Here is a 23,219-nt window from a genome sequence, read left to right as displayed (position 1 = left end):
CGGGCGCGCCAGGATCCATCCCGATGAGCGAGACGATGCGCGCTGCGGTCCTTACCGGACCCGGTCAGGTCGAGGTGCAGCAGGTTGCGCGACCCGAGCCCGGCCCCGGGCAGGTGCGGTTGCGGCTGGAGGGCTGCGGCGTCTGCGCCTCCAACCTCACCCCCTGGTCCGGCCCGGACTGGATGAAGTTCCCCACCGAGCCCGGCGACCTCGGCCACGAGGCCTGGGGCACGGTGGACGCGGTGGGGGAGGGGGTGCAGGGCCTCACCATCGGCCAGCGCGTCGCGGCGCTGACCTATCGCGGCTATGCGGAGTACGACATCGCCGATGCGGCGAACGTGGTGCCGCTGCCGGAGGGACTGTCCGGCCAGCCCTTCCCGGGCGAGCCGCTGGGCTGCGCCATGAACATCTTCCGCCGCAGCGGGATCGAGGCGGGGCAGACGGTAGCCATCATCGGCATCGGCTTCCTCGGCGCCATCCTGACGCGGCTGGCCACCAACGCGGGCGCCCGCGTCATCGCGATCTCCCGCCGCCCCTTCTCGTTGGACCTCGCGCGCGACATGGGCGCGGCCGAGACGATCCCGATGGAGGACCACAACGGCATCATCGCCCGCGTGAAGGAGCTGACGGGCGGCACCTTCTGCGACGTGGTGATCGAGGCGGTGGGCAAGCAATGGCCGCTCGATCTGGCGGCGGAGCTCTGCAAGGAGCGCGGGCGGCTGGTCGTGGCGGGCTACCACCAGGACGGGCCGCGGCAGGTGAACATGTGGCTGTGGAACTGGCGCGGCCTGGACGTGATCAACGCGCATGAGCGCGACCCGAATATCTATGTGCAGGGCATCCGGGACGCGGTGGCGGCAATCGAGGCCGGGGTCTTCGACCCCACCCCGCTCTTCACCCACGATTACCCGCTGGAGCGCCTGGACGCCGCGCTGAACGACACCCGCGACCGGCCGGACGGATTCCTCAAGGCCGTGGTGCGCTTCGCATGAATAAGCCACGTCTCGGCTTCCTCGGCGTCGGCTGGATCGGCCGGCACCGGATGGCCTCCATTCTCGAGACCGGCGCGGTGGAGGCGGTGGCCATCGCCGATCCCTCGCCGGAGATGGCGGCGGAGGCGGGGAAGCTGGCGCCCGGAGCCAAGCTGGTTTCCGGGCTCGATGAGATGCTCGCCCTGGGGCTGGACGGGGTGGTGATCGCCTCCCCGAGCGCCCTGCACGCGGCGCAGACAATTCAGGCCTTGCGGGCGGGCGCGGCGGTGTTCTGCCAGAAGCCGCTGGGGCGCACGGTGGATGAGGTGCGCGCGGCGGTGGAGGCCGCGCGCACCGCGAACAAGCTTCTCGGCGTCGATCTCTCCTACCGCTTCACGGAGGGCGTACGCCGGATCAGGGAAGCGGTGTCGGGCGGGGAGCTCGGGCGGATCTACGCGGCCGATCTCGTCTTCCACAACGCCTATGGCCCGGACAAGCCATGGTTCCGCGACCCGAAGCTCTCGGGCGGCGGCTGCGTCATGGATCTCGGTGTCCATCTCGTGGACCTAGCGCTCTGGTTGCTGGACTTCCCGAAGGTCACGAGCGTGTCCGGCAACCTCTTTGCGGGCGGCGAGCCGCTGGCGGGCCGCACGGACCGGGTGGAGGACTACGCTGTCGCGACCATCGGGCTGGAGGGGGGCACGGTGCTGCGCCTCGCCTGCTCCTGGAACCTGCATGCGGGCCAGGATGCGGTGATCGCCGCCGAGTTCCACGGCAGCGGCGGCGGCGTCGCCCTCCGCAACGTCAACGGTTCCTTCTACGACTTCACCGCCGAGCGCTTCCGCGGCACGGCGCGGGAGACGTTGGCAACGCCGCCCGACGAGTGGGGCGGCCGCGCCGCGGCCGACTGGGCGCGGCGCCTGGCAGCGGGAGAGGGATTCGATCCCGCCGCCGAGGGCCTTGTTGCGGTGGCCGGAGTGCTGGACGGAATCTACGGGCGCTAGAGCATTTTCGGTTCACAGGCGTTCACCGAAAGCGCTCTAGCCTGTTCTTTAATAAGCAGATCCACGCTTTCGCGCGATGCCGCGCTACAGCGATCTGCTCTAAAGCAGCCCCGCCGCCTTCAGCGCCCGTGTTATGGTGGCACCAGGATCCATGGCGCCTGGCATGGCACCGGGCATCGAAGCCATGGCGGCCATGGCCGGGGCAGGGCGGGCGGGACCGGGTGCGGGGCGCGGCCCCGGCGCGGCGGACATCGCCCGCTCTTCCGCCAGGCCCCAGAATTCTAGGGCGCCATGGGTGGACGACACCCCGGCATCCAAGAGGTACGCACCGGCCTCGCCGCACTGTCCCTCGCCATCGCCAGGAGAAAGCGGCACGCCATGCGCCAGGCCGGCGATCCGGTGGCATTCCACGCGGGTGGTCCCGTCCGGCCCGAGCCAGCGGCGCCGCACATGGCCGCCGCTCATCTGCTCCACCGCCGGCGCATCCGCCAGGCCGTGCAGGTAGAGCCACTGCTTCACGCTTTCCTCGGCATTGTCGGGGTGCACGGTGGTGTCCGCATCGCCGTGCCAGACGGAGACGCGCGGCCACGGCCCGCGATGGCCGCTGACACTCCGCACCGATCCACCGCGGGAGGCCGCCGAGAGGGTTTGCGGGCGCGCCATGGCGCGCAGCGCCTCTGGTACGCCTAGCGCGCTGCCCTGGGGCAGGCCGGCGATGATCGCCCCGCCCGCGAAGACCTCGGGGTAGGCAGCCAGCATCACCGCCGTCATCGCGCCACCGGCCGAAAGCCCGGTGATGAAGACGCGGCGGGGATCGAGCCCGTGTGCCCGCACGAGGTGCTCGATCCCCTGCCGGATGGAGAGCGCCTCACCGCTGTCGCGCGCGATGTCGCCGGGCTCAAACCAGTTGAAGCAGAGATGGGAATTGTTGGCGCGCTGCTGCTCCGGAAACAGCAGGGCGAAGCCCAGGCGGTCCGCCATGGTGGACCAGCCGCAGCCGCGATCGTAGCCGGCGGCGTTCTGGGTGCAGCCGTGCAGGGCCACCACGAGCGGCGCCCCCGGTGGCAGGCCTTCCGGCACATGGGCCAGCATGCGTAGCCCGCCGGGGTTGGAGCCGAAGCCGGACACCTCCTGAAGGGCGCTGTCATCGGCTGGCCGGGCCGCGGAGGTGGCCCGCCGGCGCCCGTTCTGCCATCGAATGAGGGTCTCAAGATCCAGGCGGTTGTTCATGGCGGCCTTACCTCTCCGGACCGCCCAGCCCTCATAAGCCGGCTGCTATGCTGCGGTGCAGCATGAGAGATGGGGCGAGGAGGCGCCAATAAAAGGCCGTTCCTTGGAACGGCCAGAGGTTCAGCGGCGGGACTTGCCGCGCGCGATCTCACGCTCGATCGCACTCCGCTCGGGAGAGGAGCCGAGCTTGCGAGCGATTTCCCGCACGATGGCCTGGGAAACGCGGTGGCGCTTGGCGAGGTAGGCGATGGTCTCCTCCAGTGCCTCGGTCTCCGCCGGTGTGGGAGCGGAGTTGGTCTTGCTCTGCGACATGATGATGTCTCGCGGTCTGGCGCAGCCCCGCAGGGCTGTGGGGATGCCGCCCGCACGGTGGCGCGGGCGTATCAAGCTTCGAGAAGAGCCGAGCGGAAGCCTCCGCGCTCGAAACGGGCGCGAGGAGCAGGCGGAGGCTAACGAGGTTGACGACGTCCAGATGGTGCGCCGGGGCGCCTAAGTCAATCCGCCGTGCGGCCCCATACACCTTCGTGCAGGGCCGCTCCCTCCTCCTCCAGCAAGGGGCCGATCACCACCACGGCCCGTTGCCCGGCGGCGAACACTGTGCGGCAGGGCAGGTCGAGGGTCGGGTTTTCCGGGTGCTCCCCCGTGATTGTCTTCAGCCGCGCCTCGGAGAGCCCATAGACCACGCGCCCGACCCCGGCCCAGTAGGCGGCGCCGGCACACATCGCGCAGGGCTCGGCAGAGCTGTAGAGGGTGCAGCGCCGCAGCTCGGAAGGGCGGAAAGCCTTGCTGGCGCGGGTCATCAGCACGCGCTCCGCGTGGCCGGTCATGTCGCGTTCGGGATGGAACGCGTTCTCCTGCTCCATCAATACGCGCCCGTCCGCGTCCACCAGCGTGGCACCGAAGGGGTGGTTCCCGCCGGCATGGGCGCGGCGCGCCACGGCGTATGCGCCGCGCAGCAGGGCTTCGTGGTCGGGTTCGGGCATGCGGGCCTCCTGTGCAGCGCGGGGGCGCCGGGCCCGGCTCAATCGGGCCGGCTGCTGCCCCCGCCGGAGAGGGATTCCACGCGCCGTGCCACGGCGGCGACGCGCGGGCCGATCTCTGCCACCAGCCGCTCCGGCGGCAGCATGAAGGCCGGCGCGCCGCAGTTCATGGCCAGGATCGTGCCGTCCGGCAGGGGGATGGCGGCGCCGGCCGCGTGGACGCGCCCGTTCCAGTGGCCGGGGGAGAGGGCGAAGCCCTGCGCTGCGTGCATCGCCGCCGCCTCGTGCAGCCCGTCCCGGGTGCGGGGCCATTCCGCCCCGAGGCGCGGCTCCAGCGCCGCCTCGATCTCCGCGCGCTCGGCCGCCCCCGCCGCGGCGTAGTAGGCGCGGCCCATGGCGGTGACGGCGATGGGGATGCGCGAGCCTACTTCCAGCTGCAGCGCCACCGCCGTTCGGGGGGAGATGTGCTCCACGTAGAGCATGGAGAGGCCGTGCCGGTGTCCGAGGGAGACGGAGGCGTCCGTCTCCTCCGCCAGCCTTCGCATCAGGGGCGCGGCCAGGCGGCGGATGGTCATGTTGGCCAGGGCCAGGTGCCCCAGCGGCACGGCGCCGAGGCCGAGCTGGTACTTCCCGTAGCGCGGCAGGTAGGTGAGGTATCCCAGCCGCGTGAGGGTATGGGTAAGGCGCGAGACCGTGGCGCGGGGGAGCCCCGTGCGCTCCGCCAATTCCTGGTTGCCGAGGATGGGGTCCTCCGCCCGGAAGGCGTGGAGGATGTCGAAGCCGCGAGCGATGGCGGCCACGAACTGCCGGTCTTCTGCCGGGTCCTCCGCTGCTTCCACCGCACGGCGTTTCCGCATCACCGTTTCCTCATCCCCCGCCGCTTGACCGTGCGGCGGGGCTTCCGATACCTAATCATCAAGTCGGCAGAAGATATTTCCGCAATGCGGAAATAGATACAGCAAAAGCCGGGAAGGGAAACGCGCGATGCGGTCGCTGCGGTTGGCGTTCGGCAGGATGGGTCGGGGGAACGCGGCGTGATTGGCGCCCGCCCCTGGAAGGCCGCCTACCCGCCGGGCACGCGCTGGGACGCGCCGCTGGAGATCGGCACGCTCGGGTCCTTGCTGGACGGGATGGCGGCCCGCTGGGCGGAGAGGCCGGCGCTGGAGTATCGCGGCCATCGCATCACCTATGCCGTGCTGAAGGCTTCGGTGGACCGGCTGGCAGCAGGGCTCCTGGCTCTCGGGATCGCGCCCGGCCAGGCTGTGGGGCTGCTGCTGCCCAATACGCCCTGGCACCCGGTCTGTTTCCTGGCGCTGACGCGGATCGGGGCGCGGGTGGTGCACCTTAGCCCGCTCGACGCGCGCCGGGTGCTGCACCACAAGCTGACGGATAGCGGCGCGAAGGTGGTGATCGGCACGGACCTGCCGAACCTGCTGGCGCCGGCCGTGGAACTGCTGGAATCCGGCGTCGTGGACCGGCTTCTGCTAGGAGAGGACGCCACCTGGGGCGGAGAGGCGGGGCCGGGCGATCCACGCGCCATCCCGCTCTCCTCCGTCACGGCCGACCTGCCCGCCACTTGGCCCGCCGTCTCCCCGGACGACGTGGCGCTGCTACAGTACACGGGCGGCACGACCGGCATGCCCAAGGGCGCGATGCTGACCCATGGCAACCTGACAGCCGCCGTCTCCATCTACCGCAACTGGCACGACGCGGACCTGGTGGTGCCCGGCGAGGAGCGCGTGCTGGCGGTGCTGCCGCTGTTCCACATCTACGCGCTCACCTCCGTGCTGCTGCGCCACCTGGCAGATGGCAACGAGGTGCTGCTGCGCCCGCGCTTCGATGCGGAGGCGGTGCTGCGCGACATCGAGACGCTGCGCGTAACCAGCCTCTCCGGCGTGCCGACGATCTGGATCGCGCTGCTGAACCATCCGGGCGCCGCGACCTTCGACCTCTCCTCCCTCCGTGCCTGCGTCTCCGGCGGCGCGCCGCTGCCCTTCGACGTGGCGGCGCGGGTGGAGGGGCTGCTGGGGCGCCCGCTGCGGATCGGCTGGGGCATGACGGAAACCGCCCCCGCCGGCACGCGCGTGCCCGCCGCCATAACGCCACGCCCCGGCATCATCGGGGTGCCGCTGCCGGGCGTGGATATGCGGATCGTGGCGCTGGAGGACCCCTCCCGCGAATTGCCGCCCGGCGAGGCCGGTGAGATGGCGATCCGGGGCCCGAACGTCTTCACCGGCTACTGGAACAAGCCGGAGGAAACGAAAGCCGCCTTCGTGGATGGCTGGTTCCTCACCGGCGACATCGGCCGGATGGAGGAGAACGGCGTCTTCTTCCTCATGGACCGGCGGAAGAACATGATCATCTCCGGCGGGTTCAACGTGTACCCCGCCGCCGTGGAGGGCGCGATCTACGAGCACCCGGACGTGACGGAGTGCATCGTGATCGGCATCCCCGACGCCTATCGCGGCCAGTCCGCCAAGGCCTTCGTCACCCTGCGCCCCGGCGCGCCCGAGCTGACCCTGGACGCGCTGAAGGCCTTCCTGCGCGATCGCGTGGGGCGGCACGAGATGCCGGTGGCGCTGGAACTGCGAGAGAGCCTTCCCCGAACCCCCGCCGGCAAGCTGATGGCCAGCGCCCTCGTTGACGAGGAGCGCGCACGGCAGAACCAGGAAAGCAACGCATGACCGACGCCGTCATCGTCTCCACCGCGCGCACGCCGATCGGCAAGGCGCATCGCGGCGCCTTCAACAACACCCACGGCGCGGAGATGGCATCCCACGCCATGGTCGCCGCCATGGACCGCATCGGGCTGGAGCGCGAGGCGGTGGAGGAGGTGATCCTCGGCTGCGGCTACCCGGAGGGCGCGACGGGCGGCAACATCGCCCGCCACTCCGCCATCCGCTCCGGCATCCCCGTCTCCTCCTCCGGCCAGACGGTCAGCCGCTTCTGCGCCTCTGGCCTGGAGGCCATCGCCTCGGCCGCCAAGCGCATCATCGTGGACAAGGTGCCGGTGGCGCTGGCGGGCGGGGTGGAATCCATCTCCCTGGTCCAGCCCACGGTGAACCGGAACCACTACCGGAACGCCTGGCTGGAGGCGAACAAGCCCAGCATCTACGACGCGATGATCGACACGGCCGACCTGGTGGCGGAGCGCTACGGCATCTCCCGCCAGGCGCAGGACGAGTTCTCGCTGGAGAGCCAGCGCCGCACCGCCGCCGCCCAGCAGGCCCGCCGCTTCGACGACGAGATCGTGCCGATGACCGCCACCATGAAGGTGACGGACAAGGCCACGGGCGAGGTACGGGAGGAGACGATCACCCTCACCAAGGATGAGGGGAACCGGCCCGACACCTCCCTGGAAGGGCTGCTGAAGCTGAAGCCGGTGAAGGAAGGCAAGTTCGTTACCGCCGGCAATGCCAGTCAGCTCTCGGACGGCGCCAGCGCCTCCGTGCTGATGTCCGCCGAGGAGGCGGCGCGCCGCGGCCTCGCCCCGCTCGCGATCTTCCGCGGCTACGCCACCGCCGGCTGCGAGCCGGAGGAGATGGGCATCGGCCCCGTCTTCGCCGTGCCGCGCCTGCTGGCCCGCCACGGGCTGACGGTGGACGACGTCGACCTGTGGGAGCTGAACGAGGCCTTCGCCTCCCAATCCATCTACTGCCGGGACAAGCTGGGCATCGACCCGGCGAAGGTGAACGTGAACGGCGGTGCCATCTCCGTCGGCCATCCCTTCGGGATGAGCGGTGCGCGGCTGGTGGGCCACGCCGTGTTGGAAGGGCGCCGGCGCGGGGCCAAGTATGCGGTGGTGACCATGTGCGTCGCGGGCGGCCAGGGTGCCGCCGGCCTCATTGAGATCGCGTAAGGAGAGCCGGAATGGACCTGCGCTTCACCCCCGAGGAGATCGCCTTCCGCGACGATCTCCGCCGCTTCTTCCGCGAGAAGGTGCCCGCCGAGATCCGCAAGAAGGTCGCGGAAGGGCGGCACCTGGACAAGGAGGATATCGTCACCTCCCAGCGCATCCTGAACGCCGCCGGGCTGGCCACGCCGAACTGGCCGGTGGCCTGGGGCGGGAAGGACTGGACGCCCGTCCAGCGCTACATTTTCACGGAGGAGCTGCAGCGCGCCGCCGTGCCGCTGCCGCTGCAGTTCAACGTCTTCATGGTCGGCCCCGTTATCGCCACCTTCGGCAGCGAGGAGCAGAAGCGGAAGTTCCTGCCGGCCACCGCGAATGTCGATATCTGGTGGTGCCAGGGCTTCTCCGAGCCGGGCGCTGGCTCCGACCTCGCATCCCTCCGCACCACGGCGGAGAAGCGGGACGGGAAGTACGTCGTCTCCGGCCAGAAGGCCTGGACCACGCTGGGGCAGCACGCGGACTGGATCTTCTGCCTGGTACGCACGGACAAGAGCGCGAAGAAGCAGAAGGGCATTTCCTTCCTGCTGATCGACATGAAGTCCCCCGGCATCACCGTGCGCCCAGTGATCACCATCGACGGCGCGCATGAGGTGAACGAGGTCTTCTTCGACGACGTGGAGGTTCCCGAAGAGAACCTGGTGGGCGAGGAGAACAAGGGCTGGGACTACGCCAAGTTCCTGCTGGCGAATGAGCGTACGGGCATCGCGCGCATCGGCCTCTCCAAGCAGCGGCTAGCCCGCGCCAAGCGCCTGGCGCGCGAGACGGAGGCCGGCGGCGGCACCCTGTGGGACGACACGGATTTCCGCCGCCGCGTGGCGGAACTCGAGGTGGGGCTGAAGGCACTGGAGATCACCCAGATGCGCGTGGTCGCCAACCAGACCAAGCGCGACGCGGACAAGCCGGACCCTGCCTCCTCCATCCTGAAGATCAAGGGATCGGAGCTGCAGCAGCTGACGACGGAACTGCTGCTCGAGGTCGCCGGCCCCTACGCCATCCCCGCGCCGGACCACGAGCAGCCGGAGGGCTGGAACGAGCCCGCAGTCTCGCCGGAATGGGCGGACGCGGCGGCGCCGCTCTACTTCAACTACCGCAAGGTCTCGATCTACGGCGGCTCCAACGAGATCCAGCGCAACATCATCGCCAAAGCCTTCCTGGGTCTCTGAGGGGAACACGACGTGGACTTCGACCTGACCGAGGAACAGCGCCTCCTCAAGGAGAGCATCGACCGCTTCGCCGCGGACAACGCGCGCGATCCGGCCGCGCATGGCACGGCGCCGGACATCTGGCCGCAGTTGGCGGAGCTGGGCGTGCTGGCGCTGCCCTTCTCGGAGGAGGATGGCGGCATCGGCGGCGGCCCCGTCGAGACGATGATCGTGATGGAGGCACTCGGACGCGGCCTCATCACCGCGCCATACCTGCCGAGCGTGGTGCTGGGTGGCGGCTTCCTGCGGCTGGGCGGCAATGCCGCGCAGAAGGCAGAGTTCATCCCGCAGGTCGCGGAAGGCTCCCTCAAGATGGCTTTCGCGCAACTTGAGAAGGGGTCCCGCTACGACCTCTACGACGTCTCCACCACCGCGAAGCGAGATGGCGGCGACTTCGTGCTGGATGGCCGCAAGGGCGTGGTGCTGGGCGGCGATGATGCGGGCCTGCTGGTGGTCACCGCCCGCACCGCCGGAAGCCGGCGCGACCATGATGGCATCACCCTCTTCCTCGTCGATGCCGAGGCGCCGGGCGTCAGCCGCCGCGGCAGCGCCGCGCAGGACGGCACGCGCGTGGCCGAGATCGCGTTCGACGGCGTGCGGGTTCCTGCCGGTCGCGTGCTGGGCGAGGTGGATGGCGGGTTGCCGCTGGCCGGGCACGTGGTGGACGTGGCACTCGCCGCCCTCTGCGCCGACAGCCTCGGCGCCATGGAGGAGCTGCAGCGCGTGACGGTGGACTACCTGAAGACGCGCCAGCAGTTCGGCGTGCCCATCGCCTCCTTCCAGGCCCTGCAGCACCGTGCAGCGGACATGCTGGTGGCGGTGGAGCAGGCGCGTTCCATGGCGGTGTATGCGGCGATGATGGCGGAGGAGACGGATATCCTCACGCGCCGCCCGGCCATTGCGGCCGCCAAGGCGCAGGTGAACCGTTCCGGCCGCCAAGTGGGGCAGGAGGCCGTGCAGCTCCATGGCGGCATCGCCATGACCTGGGAGTACAAGGCAGGCCACTACTTCAAGCGCCTGACCACCAACGACGTGATCTTCGGCGATACGGACCACCACCTCCGCGCCGTGATGCAGGAAGGCGGGCTGGTGGAGGAGGTCTGAGGACCCCTCCAACCCCCATCAGAACGACAGGCCGAACGGCTGGATAGACGGAGAGAACGGATCCATGACCATCACCCCCATCCCGCGCCGCGGCGCCCTGATGCTCGGCCTCGGCGCGGGTGCGGCGGCGCTGGCGCGGCCCGCCCTCGCGCAGGGCCGCTTCCCCGACAAGCCCATCCGCATGGTTGTGCCCTGGTCCCCGGGCGGCGCCAGCGACATCCTCATGCGCGCGCTGTCCGAGCAGGCCTCCAAGCGCCTGGGACAGCCGGTGATCCCCGAGAACCGCTCCGGCGCGGGCGGCATCCTCGGCGCGCAGCTCGTCTCCACCTCGCGGCCGGACGGCTACGTCCTCACCCAGACACCCATCTCCATCTTCCGCTACCCGCAGATGGTCGCGCGCCCGCCCTTCGATCCGATGAAGGACCTGACCTACATCGCGCAGATCACGGGCTACCTCTTCGGCGTTGCCGTGCGCGCGGATGCGCCGTGGAAGGACTTCAAGGAGCTGCTGGCCTACGCCAAGGCCAATCCCGGCAAGATCAACTACGGCACGCCCGGCTCGGGCACCTCGCTGCACATCACCATGGAGCAGATCGCGGCGCAGCAGGGGATCGAGTGGACGCAGGTGCCCTTCCGTGGCGCCTCCGAGAACATGCAGTCCCTGCTGGCCGGCAACACCCAGGTCTGCGCGGAGACGAGCGCCTGGGGAGAGCTGGTTCAGTCCGGCCAGTTCCGCCTGCTCTGCGTCTGGAGCGGTGAGCGCGCTAAGCGCTTCCCGGACGCGCCGACGCTGAAGGAGCTGGGCATCGACATCGTCTCCACCTCTCCCTACGGCGTCGCCGGCCCGGCGGGGATGGACCCGGCCGTGGTGCAGGCTCTGGAGACCGCGCTGCGCGAGGGGGCGCAGGACCCCGTGCACACGGCGTTGCTGGAGAAGTACGACATGGCGCCGGCCTTCCTCGGCAGCGCCGACTACACGGCGGCCGCGCGCAAGCAGTACGAGGAGGACGGCGCAATGATCCGCCGCCTCGGTCTGAAGGCGAGCTGAAACGCGCGTAACCCCTCGCGCGCCGTGGCCCGCGAGGGGGTTTGCCAGCCAGGATTTTCGGGAGCAGCCTCCCGGGCAAATCGACCCGGGAGGGGATCATGCCCGTCGCGAAATTCTGTGCCGGAGCGCTGCTGATGTGCGCCGTCGCCTTACCCGCCCTGGCGCAGCAAGCGCCCCGGCGGGACGACTTCTACTGGTTGGGCGAGATCAACAAGGCCAGCGCCGTCATCAACTCGGAGGAGGGGCTGCTCGACCCCGCCGTCGCGCCGCGCATCGCCGCGGGGCTGGACCAGGTGCTGCGTGCCGGGGACCAGCCCGGCGGCAAGCGCCCCAATCTCGTCATCACCTTCGAGCCGCTGCTGATCGACGCGGCGGGCGTCGAGGCGACGCTGCTGCATGCCGGGCGCTCCAGCCAGGACATGCTCTCCACCGTCCGCGCCGCCATGATCCGTGACGACCTGCTGCGTCTGGCGGAGCAGCTGCGCAAGACCACGGCCACCATGACCCGACTGGCCGAGCGCCATGCGGGGACGGTCGTGCCGAATTACACGAACGGCGTGGCCGCCCAGCCGAACAGCTACGGCCATTACCTGCTGGGCCATGTCGCGGGGCTGGAGCGCGACGCGCAGCGCCTGCGCGAGGCCTTCGCACGGGTGGACCGATCGCCCATGGGCACCACCGTGCTGAACGGCACGAGCTGGCCGCTGAACCGCGACCGCATGGCGCGCTACCTCGGCTTCCCCGCGACGGTGGACAATGCCTATGACGCCGCGCAGATCACCGCGGCCGAGATGCCGGTGGAGGTCGGTGCGCTGGCGACGAGCATCGCCATCCATGCCGGCGCCTTCGTCGAGGACGTGATGACGCAGTACGCGCAGTCCCGCCCCTGGATCCTGCTGCAGGAGGGCGGGGGCAACACCTATGTCTCCTCCGCCATGCCGCAGAAGCGCAACCCCGGCCTGCTGAACGACACGCGGGCCGAGGCCTCCCGCGTCGTTACGTCAGGCATCGGCCGCGCCATCCAGGCCCACAACATCCCGCCGGGGATGAGCGACCCGAAGAGCCCGCGCGACAACGCCGCCGTCGTGGCCGGCGCGATTCGCGTGCTGGAGAACTGGGACCGGATCCTGAACGCCATGGTCATCAGCCCGGAGCGCGCGCTGGAGGAGCTGAACAGCGACTGGACGGCATCCCAGGAAGTGGCGGACGTGCTGATGCGCAAGTACCGGCTGCCCTTCCGCGTCGGCCACCACTTCGCCTCCGAGATCGTGGACTACGCCAAGGAACACGACATCCGCCCCACCGACTTCCCCTACGCCGAGGCGCGGCGGATCTACGCGGAGACGCTGCGGGAGATGAAGGTGGAGGGCGGCGAGCTGCCGATGAGCGAGGAGGAGTTCCGCGCCACGCTTGATCCCGTGGCGATCATCCGCAACCGCGCCACCGCCGGAGGCCCGCAGCCCGCCGAGATGACGCGGATGGTGGCGGAGGCGAACCGGACGCTGGGACAGCAGGAGGAGTGGATCAAGGCGCAGCGCGGCCGGATCGACGGCGCGCTGGCTTCCCTGGACGGCGACTTCGGCCGCCTCCTGGCCCGCGCGAAGTAGGCCGGAAGGGGCGCCGCCCCCTCCGGCGGCGCCTCAGTCCACCTTCGCGCCGGAACGGCGCACGATCTCGGCCCAGCGCCCGATGTCCCGCTCATGCACGCGGCGGAAATTGGCGGGGCTGGGGTCGGACGGGGGGGAGATGCCCTGGTTGTCCGCCAGCCAGGTCACGAAGTCGGGCTGGGAGATGATCTTCGCCACCTCCTGCGCCATCCGGGCCTGGATTGGCTCGGGCAGGTTCGGCGGCGCCAGCAGCCCGTACCAGGTGGTGCTCTCGAAGCCCGGCAGCCCGCAGGCCTCGTCGGCCGTGGGCACGTTCGGCAGGGGCGGCAGGCGGTTGCGGGTGCTGACGGCGAGGCCGCGCACCTGGCCCTGCTGGATCGGCCCGATGCTCGGCCCGCTCTGGTTGAAGAAAAAGGCCGTCTCCCCGGCCAGCAGAGAGACCATGGCCGGCCCCTGGCCGCGATAGGGCACGTGCAGCGTGTCGATCCCCGCCGCCAGCGAGAACTGCACGCCCGCGAGATGCGTGGAGGCGCCGTTGCCCGTGGAGGCATAGGCCAGCGACCCCGGCTTCGCCTTCGCCGCCGCGATCAGGTCCCGGCAGGTGTTGATGTTCGGGGAGTGCTGGGTACTGACGAGCAGCACGTTCGGCACGTCGCCCAGCAGGGCGATGTGCGTCACGTCCTTCAGCGGATCGAAGGGCAGGTGGCTGTAGAGCGATGCGTTGATCGCGTGCGTGCCGGCCGTGGCGAGCAGGAAGGTGTAGCCATCCGGCCGCGCGCGGGCGACGTACTCGCTGGCGATGTTGCCGCCCGCGCCCGTGCGGTTGTCCACCACCACGGGCACGCCCAGCGCGTGGGAGAGGGGCTCGGCCAGCTTGCGGGCGTAGATGTCCACGCCGGAGCCGTTGGGGAAGCCACCCATGATGGTGATGGGGCGGTTGGGCCAGGGCGCCTCCTGCGCCGTGGCGGCCACCGGGATGGCCAAGGCGGCCAGGGCGGCCATTCGCAGGACGGTTCTGCGGAGCATTCGGAACCTCTCGGCGCGCTGGATTGCGAATCCGTCATAGGCGATCCGGGCCTGCCCTGGTAGCGGGCCCCTTCGCCCGCCCTGCCCAGGATCGCGCCAGGAGCGCCCTGTCCTGACCATGAAAGCGGCGCCTTGCCCCCGTGTGAGGCGGAGCAGGGCGTGGCACGTGGATTGCCCTGATGCGCTGGCACAACGGATGCCGTCCACGAGATGAATGAGCCCCGGAATACGCCCCTTGTCGCCGGCCTGTTCCATGTCGCCGTGAAGACGAGCGACCTCAGCGCCACCCTGGCCTTCTACAAGGGCGTCCTGGGGCTGGCGGAGGTGAAGCGCCCGGATTTCGGCTATCCCGGCGCCTGGCTGGCCGTGCCCCTCCCGGGCGGGCAGGCGCTGATGCATGTCTATGCTGGTGGCCCGGCCCTCGGCCCATCCGGCACCGCACCGGTCGGCACGGCGGCGATCGACCACGTCTCCCTGGCCTGCCGCGGCTACCACGCCTTCATCATCCGTTTCCGCGGGGCGGGGTTGGAATGGCGGGAGTTCCTCGTCCCCGGGACCACCCTCTGGCAGCTCTTCGTCTACGACCCCTCCGGCGTGCAGCTCGAGCTCACCTTCGAGGGCAGCGCCGAGCCGGGCCCCCCGCCGGACATGTCGGACCACCGCCGCTACGTCGCCGGCACCTCCTTCTTCGACCCCGCCACCTACCCGAAGCTGCATTGAGGACCACACGCATGAACCGCCGCTCCCTCCTCGGCGCCGCGCTCGCCACGCCCTTTCTCGCGCGGGGCGCAATGGCGGCGGATACGGTCCGGGTCGCCGTCTTCAACGTCTCCTCGGCGCTACCCTTCTACGTGGCGCGGGAGCGAGGCTTCTTCGCGGAGGCCGGCATCGCGGCGGAGGCCGTGCCCCTGCAGGCCGCGCCGCTCATCGTGCAGGCCATGGTGGCGGGTGATGTGGAGGCGGCCTCCAACCTCGTCACGCTGGAGGGCGCGAACATCAACTCGCGCCGCGCCAACACGGCGGTCTACATCCAGCTCGGCGGACAGAACGACCAGTACAGGATGGAGCAGTTCATCGTCCGCCCGGGCTTCGGCGCCGCCAGCATCAAGGAGCTGAAGGGCGCGAAGATCGTCTCGGCTCCCGGCCCGGCCAACATGGCCGCCGCCCGCGCCGTGCTGGCCGCGAACGGGCTGCAGGAGGGGCGGGACTACACGCTGACGGAGCAGCAGATGGGCGTGCATGTCGGCGCGCTCGCCGCCGGCACCTTCGACGCTGCCTACACGCTGGAACCCCAGGCCACGATCGCGGAGCGCCAGGGCGCCGCGCGCCGCCTGGAAGCCGGGGTGATCGCCCGATACCTCATCGGCCGCCCGGACGCACAGGCCTTCGCCGCGGGCGGTGCGCTGACCGGCAAGTTCCTGCAGGAGAAGCCAGAGGTGGCGCAGCGCTTCGCCGCCGCCTGGGCCAAGGCCTGCGCGACGATCCGGAGCGACGCCACCGTGCGCGAGCTGCTGGTGCCTTTCATGAACACCTCGGCCGAGCTGGCCCCCACCGTGCCGCTGGTGAACTTCGCGATGGTGAAGGACCTGACGCCTCAGGAAGTGGCGGACTTCCAGACCTTCGTGGACATCGCCGTGCGGCAGGGCGTGGTGCGGAGCGCCATCGACGTGAAGACTTTCCTGCGCGCCCTCTGAGACAATCGCGGGTGAACGCCATCTCCCCACGCGAGGCCGCGGTTTCCGTCCGCGGTCTCTCCAAGGCCTATCGCGGCCAGCCCGTCCATGCCGGGCTGGACCTCGATCTCCGCCGCGGCGACATCCTCTCGGTCTTCGGGCCGAACGGCTGCGGCAAGTCCACCCTCATCAACATGATGGCGGGGCTGCTGGAGGCCGATTCCGGTAGCGTGCTCTTCGATGGCCGCACGGTGCGGGAGGCGCGGATCGGCTACGTCTTCCAGAACTACCGGGAGGCGCTGCTGCCCTGGCGCCGCGCCGCCGACAACATCCGCTATCCGCTGCGCCTGATGGGTCAGCCCCGCGCGCAGGTGGAGCGGCGGCTGGAGCAGCTTGTCGCGGCCTTCCAGGTGCGCTTCGACCTTCAGCGCTACCCTTATGAACTCTCCGGCGGCCAGCAGCAGCTCGTCTCCGTTATGCGTGCCCTGGCCGTGGAGCCGGAGGTGCTGTTCCTGGACGAGCCCTTCTCCGCCCTGGACTACGAGACGACGCTCTCCCTGCGCGAGTTGCTGGGGCGCGTGCTGAAGGAGAATCGCATCACCGCCATGCTCGTCTCCCACGACCTCGAGGAATCCATCGCCCTCTCGGACCGCGTCCTGATGCTCACCCGGCGCCCCGCGCGCATCGTGGACGACGTGCCCGTGCCGCTGCCCTGGCCGCGTGACGCCGCGACCCTCTCCTCGCCGGAGTTCGTGGCCATCAAGAAGCGCTGCCTGGACGTTTTCACCGCCTCCGTCCGCGCCCGTCCGGAGGCAGCGTGATGCGCGGCCTCGTTCCTCCCATTCTCGGGGCGATCGGCTTCGTCCTGGTCTGGCAGGCGGCGGTGATGCTGCGCGTTGCGGATCCGGTGCTGCTGCCATCGCCGGCCGAGACGGCCCGCGATACCTGGGCTTCCCTCATGAACGGCCCGCTGGCGCATGATGTCGGCCGTACAGTGTGGCGGACCCTGCTCTCCTTCGTTATCGCCTCCGCCGTCGGCGTGCCGCTCGGGGTGGCGCTGGGCGCGCGGGAAAGGCTCTACCGTGCCGTGGAGTTCGTGGTGGACTTCTTCCGATCCACCCCGGCCTCGGCCCTGTTTCCGCTCTTCCTCGTCCTCTTCGGCACGGGCGAGGCGACGAAGATCGCGGTGGCGGCCTTCGGCGCCGCGCTGGTGATCCTGTTCAACGCCGCCTATGGCGTGATGAACGCCCGCCGCACCCGCGTTCTGGCTGCCAGGGTCATGGGCGCCGGCCCAGCCCGCATCCTGTGGGACGTGCTGGTGTGGGAAGCCTTGCCGCAGATCCTCGTGGGCATGCGCCAGGGCGTCTCGCTGGCCCTGGTGATCGTGGTGGTGGCGGAGATGTTCATCGGCTCCACCGATGGCATCGGCCAGCGCGTCATCAACGCGCAGATGCTGTTCGAGAGCGGGCTGATGTACGGCGCCATCTTTGTCGCGGGCGCCCTGGGTTACGCGCTGAACCTGCTCTTCCTGCTTGCGGAGAAGCGCTTCGTCCACTGGGCCGGGAAGTAAAAGGTTCCCAGCCTGGCGCCTCAGAACCCGCCGTGCTGGGCCAGGTGCCGGGCGAGGGTCGGCACCCGGTCCGCCATGATGATCCGCTGCAGGGGGCTCCGCACCTCGCCCACCTCGATCTGCATGGAGTCGTCGATCATCGGCGGGGTGACGCGCAGCTCGATCAAGCCCAGGCGCAGCAGTGCGATGTAGCACTGGCGGGACGCCCGCAGCACGTTCTGCAGGTCGCCCAGCACCCAGACGTTCTCCATCAGGTTCTGGGCCTGCACGATGGGCTTCACCGCCTCCACGCCGCGGACCAGCGCCGCCCGGGCCTGATCGGGCCGGCTGAGCAGATGGGCGATCAGCCCCTCAGCGAAGGCGCAGATGACGAGGTTCAGGGCCGAGACCTTCGCGTAGTGCACGAGGTGCGTGTGCCGCGTGGCCAGCTCGAAGAAGAGAAGCGCCTGGGGATAGGATTCGTCGTAGAGCGAGAGGTGCGCGGCCACCGTGGCCAGCGAGACGGTCCAGCGCACATGGCGCCAGTCCACCCGTCTGTCCTCCGTCTCCGCGGCGCGGACGAGGGCGGCACCCTCCTCCACCACGGGCCTGGCCTGGCCGAGCAGCCAGGTCACCCGCGTCACCTCCTGCGGGTCCAGCGAATCGGCGGGCTTCTCCAGGTAGCGATGGCTCAGGATGGTGAGGGCGGCGCCACGGAGCACGAACTCCGCCTCCGGGTGGCGCAGGTAGAAGCCGTGCGCGGCCAACTCCAGCAGGTACTGGGACCGGAAGCGGGAGTGGTGAAGCTGAACCTTGTCCAGGAACTCCGCGGGCGTGACCCGCAGGGCCTCGAAGAAGAGGCCGCTCAGCACCCAGTCGGCCTCGCCGGAGATGTCGCGGCCCGCCTCGTCCTGCAGGCCGACGACATAGTCTTCCCGGCCCTGAAGGCCGGTCACGTCGAGAACCGCCCTCACCGTGTTCCCATCCTGGAGGGGCATGAGAACCAGCTCGCGCGCGCCCAGGCGAAGGGAGAGATTCCGCCCCGACCATTCTGCCGGGGAGCGAACGGAGATGACGAGCGAGAGCGGGCCCTTCCGGTCCTCCGGTGTGGCGTGAATCTCGATCTGCTGACTGATCATGGCGGCCCGAAGTGTCTCGTGCCGTCATGCCCGGAGACGTCAGCGACGTCAAACAAATGAAGCAATTTCATGGTGACGCGGCAGGTTGCCGCGTCACCATCGCGCGATCGCTCAGCCCCGGCCGTGGCAGTGCTTGTACTTTCGTCCCGAGCCGCAGGGGCACGGGGCGTTCCGGGGGGTGCGGTCCCAGGTGGCGGGATCGGCGGGGTCCACGCCCTCCGCCGCGGGCGCCGCCACCGGGGCGGCCGCGCCGTACTCGCCCGCGCCCTGGTCGTAGCCCAGCAGCGGGTCGCCGGAATCCGGCGCGGGGTGGCGCAGGTCGGTGAAGCTCACCGGCTCAGGGGAGGGCAGGGGGGCCTCCGGGGTGAGGTTCACCTGCATCAGCCAGCGCGTCGTCTCCTCGCGCATCTCGCCGAGCATGGCATTGAACAGGTTGAAGGCCTCGGACTTGTACTCGTTCAGCGGGTCGCGCTGGCCATAGGCCCGCAGCCCGATGCCCTGGCGCAGGTGGTCGAGCGAGAGGAGATGGTCCTTCCACACCTTGTCGAAGACCATCAGCAGCAGGGACTTCTCCACCTCCCGCATCCGGTCGGGGCCGATATTGGCGGCGCGGGCCGCGTAGGAGGTGTCGGCGGCTTCCAGCAGGCGCTCGCGGATCCCGCTCTCGTCGATTCCTTCCTCGCGGCCCCACTCCACGATCGGCAGGTCCAGGCCGAGGACATCCAGCACGCGGGACTGCAGCCCCTCCGTATCCCACTGCTCGGCATAGGCGTTCTCGGGGATGGCGGCGGCCACCATGTCCTCGATCACCTCGCGGCGCATCTCCGCCACCGTCTCCGCCACGTCCTGCGCGTGCATGAAGGACTTGCGCTGGGCGTAGACCTCCTTGCGCTGGTCGTTCATCACGTCGTCGTACTTCAGCAGGTTCTTGCGCGTGTCGAAGTTCCGCGCCTCGACCTTCTTCTGCGCCTTCTCCAGGGCCTTGTTGATCCAGGGGTGGATGATTGCCTCCCCCTCCTTCAACCCCAGCTTCTCCAGCATCCCGCCCATGCGGTCGCTGCCGAAGATCCGCATCAGGTCGTCTTCCAGGGAGAGGAAGAAGCGGCTGGCGCCCGGGTCGCCCTGGCGGCCGGAACGGCCGCGCAGCTGGTTGTCGATGCGGCGGCTCTCATGCCGCTCCGTGCCGATGACGAAGAGGCCGCCGGCCTCCTTCACCTTCGCCGCGCTCTCCTCCACCTCGCGGCGGATCTCGGCCAGCCGGGCCTCGAACTCCGGCCCGTCCGGCTCGCCGGGGAAGGTGGCGCGGGCCAGCATCTCGGCATTGCCGCCGAGCTTGATGTCGGTTCCGCGGCCGGCCATGTTCGTCGCGATCGTCACCGCGCCCGGGCGCCCAGCCTGGGAAATGATGCCCGCCTCGGATTCGTGGTAGCGGGCGTTCAGCACCTGATGCGGCACGCCCTTGCGCTTCAGCAGGGCGGAGATCAGCTCGGACTTCTCGATGCTCGTGGTGCCAACCAGGCAGGGCTGGCCTCGCTCCCGCGCCTCCTGCACGAGGTTCGCCACCGCTTCGTACTTCTCCCGGGCGGAGCGGTACACCTCGTCGTCAGAATCCTGGCGGGCGACGGGCAGGTTGGTGGGGATCTCCACCACCTCCAACTTGTAGATCTCCGCGAACTCGTCCGCCTCGGTCGCCGCCGTGCCGGTCATGCCGGAGAGCTTGGGGTAGAGGCGGAAGTAGTTCTGGAAGGTGATGGAGGCGAGGGTCTGGTTCTCCGGCTGGACCTCCACGCCCTCCTTCGCCTCAAGCGCCTGGTGCAGGCCGTCGGAGTAGCGCCGGCCCTCCATCATGCGGCCCGTGAACTCATCGATGATGACGATCTTGCCATCGCGGGAGACGATGTAGTCCACGTCCCGCGAGAAGAGGACATGGGCGCGCAGGCTCTGGTTCACGTGGTGGACCAGGGTGACGTTGTGGAAATCGTAAAGGTCGCCCTCCACGAGCATCCCCGCCTCCGTCAGCCCGGCCGAGACCGCCTCGTTCCCCGCATCGGTGAGGGAGACGGTGCGGTTCTTCTCGTCCTTCTCGAAGTTCTCGGGGACCTGCGCGATCTCCCGCACCACCGCGTTCACGCGGTTGTAGAGGTCCGAGGTGTCGTCGGTGGGGCCGGAGATGATGAGCGGGGTGCGCGCCTCATCCACCAGGATGCTGTCCACCTCGTCCACGATCGCGTAAGCGAAGGGGCGCTGGACCATTTCGGCCAGCGAGTACTTCATGTTGTCGCGCAGGTAGTCGAAGCCGAACTCGTTGTTCGTGCCGTAGGTGATGTCGGCCGCGTAGGCGTCCCGGCGCTGCTGGTCGGTCTTGCCATAGACGATGGTGTCCACCGTCAGCCCCAGCCAGTTGTACAGCCGGCCCATCTCGCCGGCGTCGCGGGTGGCGAGGTAGTCGTTCACCGTCACCAGGTGCACGCCATTGCCAGTCAGGCCGTTCAGGTAGGCGGGCAGGGTGGCCACCAGCGTCTTGCCCTCGCCGGTCTTCATCTCGGCGATCCGGCCCTCGTGCAGGACCATGCCGCCGATCAGCTGCACGTCGAAGTGCCGCATCCCCAGCACGCGCTTGCTGGCCTCCCGGCAGACCGCGAAGGCCTCCGGCAGCAGGCTGTCGAGGCTCTCGCCCTTCGCCAGCCTCTCCCGGAACTCGGGGGTCTTGGCCTGCAGGGCCTCATCCGAGAGGGCGGCCATCTGGGGTTCAAGCGCGTTGATGGCCGGCACCCGCGCCCGGTACGCCTTCAGTGCGCGGTCGTTCGAGGTGCCGAGAATGGCGCGGGCAAGGCGGGCGAACATGGGGGCAAGCGGTCTCCGGGGCCAGGGTCGCCGCCGCCGGACGGCCGCGGCGCGGCCGGCAGGAAGGGGGCGGTGGGCCCCTGGGTTTGAGGGGGAGAGATAGGCAAGGCGGGGGGGCGGGTCAACGAAAGCCCCTGAGAGGAAGGAGGCTGGCCCTATCCCAGGGCGGCGAATTCCCGCAGCCGGGCCGCGTAGGCCTGCCCCGCCTCCGTCAGCCGGCTGTCCTCCGCCCGGCGGGCCTCGTAGATCAGGAAAGGGTCCTGCCAATCGAGCCCGCAGCGGTGGGCTGTGGCGTGCAGGGGCTTCAGCAGCTCCGGCAGGGGGAAGAGGTTGACGCCTTCCGGGCGGTAGGCGCCGGGCTGGTTGCCTGCCGTCGCCGCCACCATCACCGGCCGCCCGGCCAGGAGGTCGCCCTCGGTCTTCGCGTTCACATAGAACATCCGGGTCAGCACCGTGTCCTGCCAGACCTTCAGTAAGGGCGGGGTGGAGTACCACTGGATCGGGAACTGCAGGACGATGCGCCGGGCCGCGATCAGCCTGGCCACCTCGGCGTCGAGGTCGATCCCGCCATCGGGGTAGAGCCCGTCCAGGTGCGCCACCTCCACCCCGGGCAGGGCGGCGGCGGAGTCGGCCAGGGCACGGTTCGCGCGGGAATTCTTGTAATCCGGGTGGCTCAGCAGGATCAGGATCTCGGCCAAGTCTTGTTCCCCCAGGTCTTGTTCCCGATCCCGGGCCAGGCGCGGGCGGCGCGGATGATCCATGGCCGAGGCGGGGCGCCAAATCACATCCTTTCAAGGGAAGCGTGCCACCGGGGCATGCCTGCCTTGTGGGGGAAGGGCGGCTCGGCCATGTTGCTGGCCCTTCCCCCAGGGTGTTTTCCATGCGCCGCCTTCTCCTCGCCACCGCCGCCCTGTCGGCCCTGCTCGTCGGCGCGCCCGCCTTCGCCCAGGCACCGGCCCCTTCCTCGCCGGCCCCTTCCGCGCCGGCTCCAGCCGCCCCTGCACCTTCCGCCGCCCCGGCCGCCGGCCAGGCCGCCACGCCCGCGGGCAATCCGGTGGTGGCCCGCGTCGACGGCCAGGAAATCCGCCTCTCCGACGTGCGGGACGCCGCGCAGGAGCTGCCGGACGAGCTGCGAAACGCCCCGCCGGCGATGCTCTTCCCGCTGATCCTGGATCAGCTGGTGGCCCAGAAGGCCATCGTGGCGAAGGCGCGCGCCGAAGGGCTGCAGAACGACCCGGAGGTGCAGCGCCGCGTCGCCCGCGCCACGGACCAGGAACTCCAGCAGGCCCTGCTGCGGCGGGAGGTGGCCCCGGCCCTGACCGAGGAGGCGCTGCGCGCCCGCTACACCCGCGAATCCGCCAATCGCCAGGGCGAGGAGGAGGTGCATGCCCGCCACATCCTCGTCCCCACCGAGGCGGCGGCGAACGCGGCCCTGGCCGAGGTTCGCAAGCCCGGCGCCGACTTCGCGGAGGTCGCCCGGCGCCTCTCCACCGGGCCCGGCTCCCAGCAGGGCGGCGACCTCGGCTTCTTCAAGAAGTCCGACATGATCCCGGAGTTCGCGGAGGCCGCCTTCGCCCTCCGGCCCGGCCAGATCAGCGAGAAGCCGATCCAGACCCCCTTCGGCTGGCACGTCATCAAGGTTGAGGAGCGGCGCACCGCCCCCGCCGCGAGCTTCGAGGACAGCCAGGACGCCCTTCGCCAGGCCGCCTTCGAGGAGGCGGTGAACGCCGCCGTGGAGCGCATCCGCAACGCGGCCAAGGTGGAGCGCTTCAACCTCGACGGCTCGCCCCAGCGCGCCCCGACCCTGCTGGACGGGGCAACCCCGCCGGCCCCGGGCGGAGCGGGAGCTCCTGCCCCGGGCGGAGCGCAGGCTCCTGCCCCGGGCGGAGCGCAGCCCCCCGCCGCCGCGCCCGCCCAGCGGCGCTGAGAGGG

The 23,219-nt window shown here is 70.2% G+C and carries 21 protein-coding genes; 13 read left to right on the top strand and 8 right to left on the bottom strand.

Annotation, left to right across the window (positions count from 1 at the left end; all coding sequences use genetic code 11):
* Nucleotides 1-23: 23 nt before the first annotated feature.
* Nucleotides 24-992 (top strand): MDR/zinc-dependent alcohol dehydrogenase-like family protein, encoded by a 969-nt coding sequence (locus tag NRP21_RS12460; RefSeq protein ID WP_257716528.1) that lies wholly within the window; start codon nt 24-26, stop codon nt 990-992.
* On the top strand, nt 989-1,975 hold the full coding sequence (locus tag NRP21_RS12455) for a Gfo/Idh/MocA family protein (protein WP_257716527.1): 987 nt from the start codon (nt 989-991) through the stop codon (nt 1,973-1,975). The genes NRP21_RS12460 and NRP21_RS12455 overlap by 4 nt, the downstream gene beginning before the upstream one ends.
* Before the next feature lie 99 nt (nt 1,976-2,074).
* Here the strand turns inward: NRP21_RS12455 and NRP21_RS12450 are convergent, their stop codons facing one another.
* From NRP21_RS12450 to NRP21_RS12435, 4 genes are all read right to left on the bottom strand, one after another.
* A complete protein-coding gene (locus NRP21_RS12450) occupies nt 2,075-3,205 on the bottom strand; it encodes an extracellular catalytic domain type 1 short-chain-length polyhydroxyalkanoate depolymerase (protein WP_257716526.1) in 1,131 nt (376 codons plus the stop codon).
* Nucleotides 3,206-3,325: 120 nt separating this feature from the next.
* Nucleotides 3,326-3,517 (bottom strand): hypothetical protein, encoded by a 192-nt coding sequence (locus tag NRP21_RS12445; protein WP_257716525.1) that lies wholly within the window; start codon nt 3,515-3,517, stop codon nt 3,326-3,328.
* A 182-nt stretch (nt 3,518-3,699) separates the two neighbouring features.
* Nucleotides 3,700-4,188, bottom strand: a complete 489-nt coding sequence (locus NRP21_RS12440) for a nucleoside deaminase (protein ID WP_257716524.1) — start codon at nt 4,186-4,188, stop codon at nt 3,700-3,702.
* A gap of 38 nt (nt 4,189-4,226) precedes the next feature.
* Nucleotides 4,227-5,042, bottom strand: a complete 816-nt coding sequence (locus NRP21_RS12435) for an IclR family transcriptional regulator (protein WP_257716523.1) — start codon at nt 5,040-5,042, stop codon at nt 4,227-4,229.
* A gap of 177 nt (nt 5,043-5,219) precedes the next feature.
* Here NRP21_RS12435 and NRP21_RS12430 point away from each other — a divergent pair, with 177 nt between their 5' ends.
* The 6 genes from NRP21_RS12430 (at nt 5,220) to NRP21_RS12405 (ending at nt 13,056) form a co-directional block, all read left to right on the top strand.
* A complete protein-coding gene (locus NRP21_RS12430; RefSeq protein WP_257716522.1) occupies nt 5,220-6,869 on the top strand; it encodes an AMP-binding protein in 1,650 nt (549 codons plus the stop codon).
* Nucleotides 6,866-8,044, top strand: coding sequence for an acetyl-CoA C-acyltransferase (locus NRP21_RS12425; RefSeq protein WP_257716521.1), 1,179 nt, complete (start codon nt 6,866-6,868; stop codon nt 8,042-8,044). The genes NRP21_RS12430 and NRP21_RS12425 overlap by 4 nt, the downstream gene beginning before the upstream one ends.
* An 11-nt stretch (nt 8,045-8,055) precedes the next feature.
* Entirely contained in the window at nt 8,056-9,258 is a 1,203-nt protein-coding gene (locus tag NRP21_RS12420) for an acyl-CoA dehydrogenase family protein (RefSeq protein ID WP_257716520.1), read from the top strand.
* 12 nt (nt 9,259-9,270) lie between these two features.
* Complete coding sequence (locus NRP21_RS12415; RefSeq protein ID WP_257716519.1) at nt 9,271-10,401, top strand: acyl-CoA dehydrogenase family protein; 1,131 nt, start codon at nt 9,271-9,273, stop codon at nt 10,399-10,401.
* A gap of 64 nt (nt 10,402-10,465) precedes the next feature.
* A complete protein-coding gene (locus NRP21_RS12410) occupies nt 10,466-11,449 on the top strand; it encodes a tripartite tricarboxylate transporter substrate binding protein (RefSeq protein WP_257716518.1) in 984 nt (327 codons plus the stop codon).
* A gap of 98 nt (nt 11,450-11,547) precedes the next feature.
* A complete protein-coding gene (locus NRP21_RS12405) occupies nt 11,548-13,056 on the top strand; it encodes an argininosuccinate lyase (RefSeq protein ID WP_257716517.1) in 1,509 nt (502 codons plus the stop codon).
* 33 nt (nt 13,057-13,089) lie between these two features.
* Here the strand turns inward: NRP21_RS12405 and NRP21_RS12400 are convergent, their stop codons facing one another.
* A complete protein-coding gene (locus NRP21_RS12400) occupies nt 13,090-14,082 on the bottom strand; it encodes a Bug family tripartite tricarboxylate transporter substrate binding protein (protein ID WP_257716516.1) in 993 nt (330 codons plus the stop codon).
* A gap of 210 nt (nt 14,083-14,292) precedes the next feature.
* Here NRP21_RS12400 and NRP21_RS12395 point away from each other — a divergent pair, with 210 nt between their 5' ends.
* Genes NRP21_RS12395 through NRP21_RS12380 form a run of 4 tightly spaced genes read left to right on the top strand, consistent with a single transcriptional unit; the run spans nt 14,293 to nt 17,325 of the window.
* Entirely contained in the window at nt 14,293-14,802 is a 510-nt protein-coding gene (locus NRP21_RS12395) for a VOC family protein (RefSeq protein ID WP_257716515.1), read from the top strand.
* A gap of 11 nt (nt 14,803-14,813) precedes the next feature.
* Entirely contained in the window at nt 14,814-15,776 is a 963-nt protein-coding gene (locus tag NRP21_RS12390) for an ABC transporter substrate-binding protein (RefSeq protein WP_257716514.1), read from the top strand.
* An 11-nt stretch (nt 15,777-15,787) separates the two neighbouring features.
* Nucleotides 15,788-16,576 (top strand): ABC transporter ATP-binding protein, encoded by a 789-nt coding sequence (locus NRP21_RS12385; protein WP_257716513.1) that lies wholly within the window; start codon nt 15,788-15,790, stop codon nt 16,574-16,576.
* Nucleotides 16,576-17,325: an ABC transporter permease gene (locus NRP21_RS12380; protein WP_257716512.1), complete on the top strand. Its 750-nt coding sequence runs from the start codon at nt 16,576-16,578 to the stop codon at nt 17,323-17,325. Before NRP21_RS12385 ends, NRP21_RS12380 begins: the two co-directional genes overlap by 1 nt.
* Nucleotides 17,326-17,345: 20 nt before the next feature.
* Here the strand turns inward: NRP21_RS12380 and NRP21_RS12375 are convergent, their stop codons facing one another.
* From NRP21_RS12375 to NRP21_RS12365, 3 genes are all read right to left on the bottom strand, one after another.
* Nucleotides 17,346-18,443, bottom strand: a complete 1,098-nt coding sequence (locus NRP21_RS12375; RefSeq protein WP_257716511.1) for a hypothetical protein — start codon at nt 18,441-18,443, stop codon at nt 17,346-17,348.
* A 111-nt stretch (nt 18,444-18,554) separates the two neighbouring features.
* A complete protein-coding gene (secA, locus tag NRP21_RS12370; protein WP_257716510.1) occupies nt 18,555-21,287 on the bottom strand; it encodes a preprotein translocase subunit SecA in 2,733 nt (910 codons plus the stop codon).
* Nucleotides 21,288-21,442: 155 nt separating this feature from the next.
* A complete protein-coding gene (locus NRP21_RS12365) occupies nt 21,443-21,985 on the bottom strand; it encodes an NAD(P)H-dependent oxidoreductase (RefSeq protein ID WP_257716509.1) in 543 nt (180 codons plus the stop codon).
* 182 nt (nt 21,986-22,167) lie between these two features.
* Here NRP21_RS12365 and NRP21_RS12360 point away from each other — a divergent pair, with 182 nt between their 5' ends.
* Nucleotides 22,168-23,214, top strand: coding sequence for a peptidylprolyl isomerase (locus tag NRP21_RS12360; protein ID WP_257716508.1), 1,047 nt, complete (start codon nt 22,168-22,170; stop codon nt 23,212-23,214).
* Nucleotides 23,215-23,219: the final 5 nt, after the last annotated feature.

Origin of the sequence: Roseomonas populi, from assembly GCF_024594815.1 — a bacterium.
Lineage (GTDB): Bacteria > Pseudomonadota > Alphaproteobacteria > Acetobacterales > Acetobacteraceae > Roseomonas > Roseomonas populi.
This window is presented reverse-complemented; position numbering and strand designations above follow the sequence as displayed.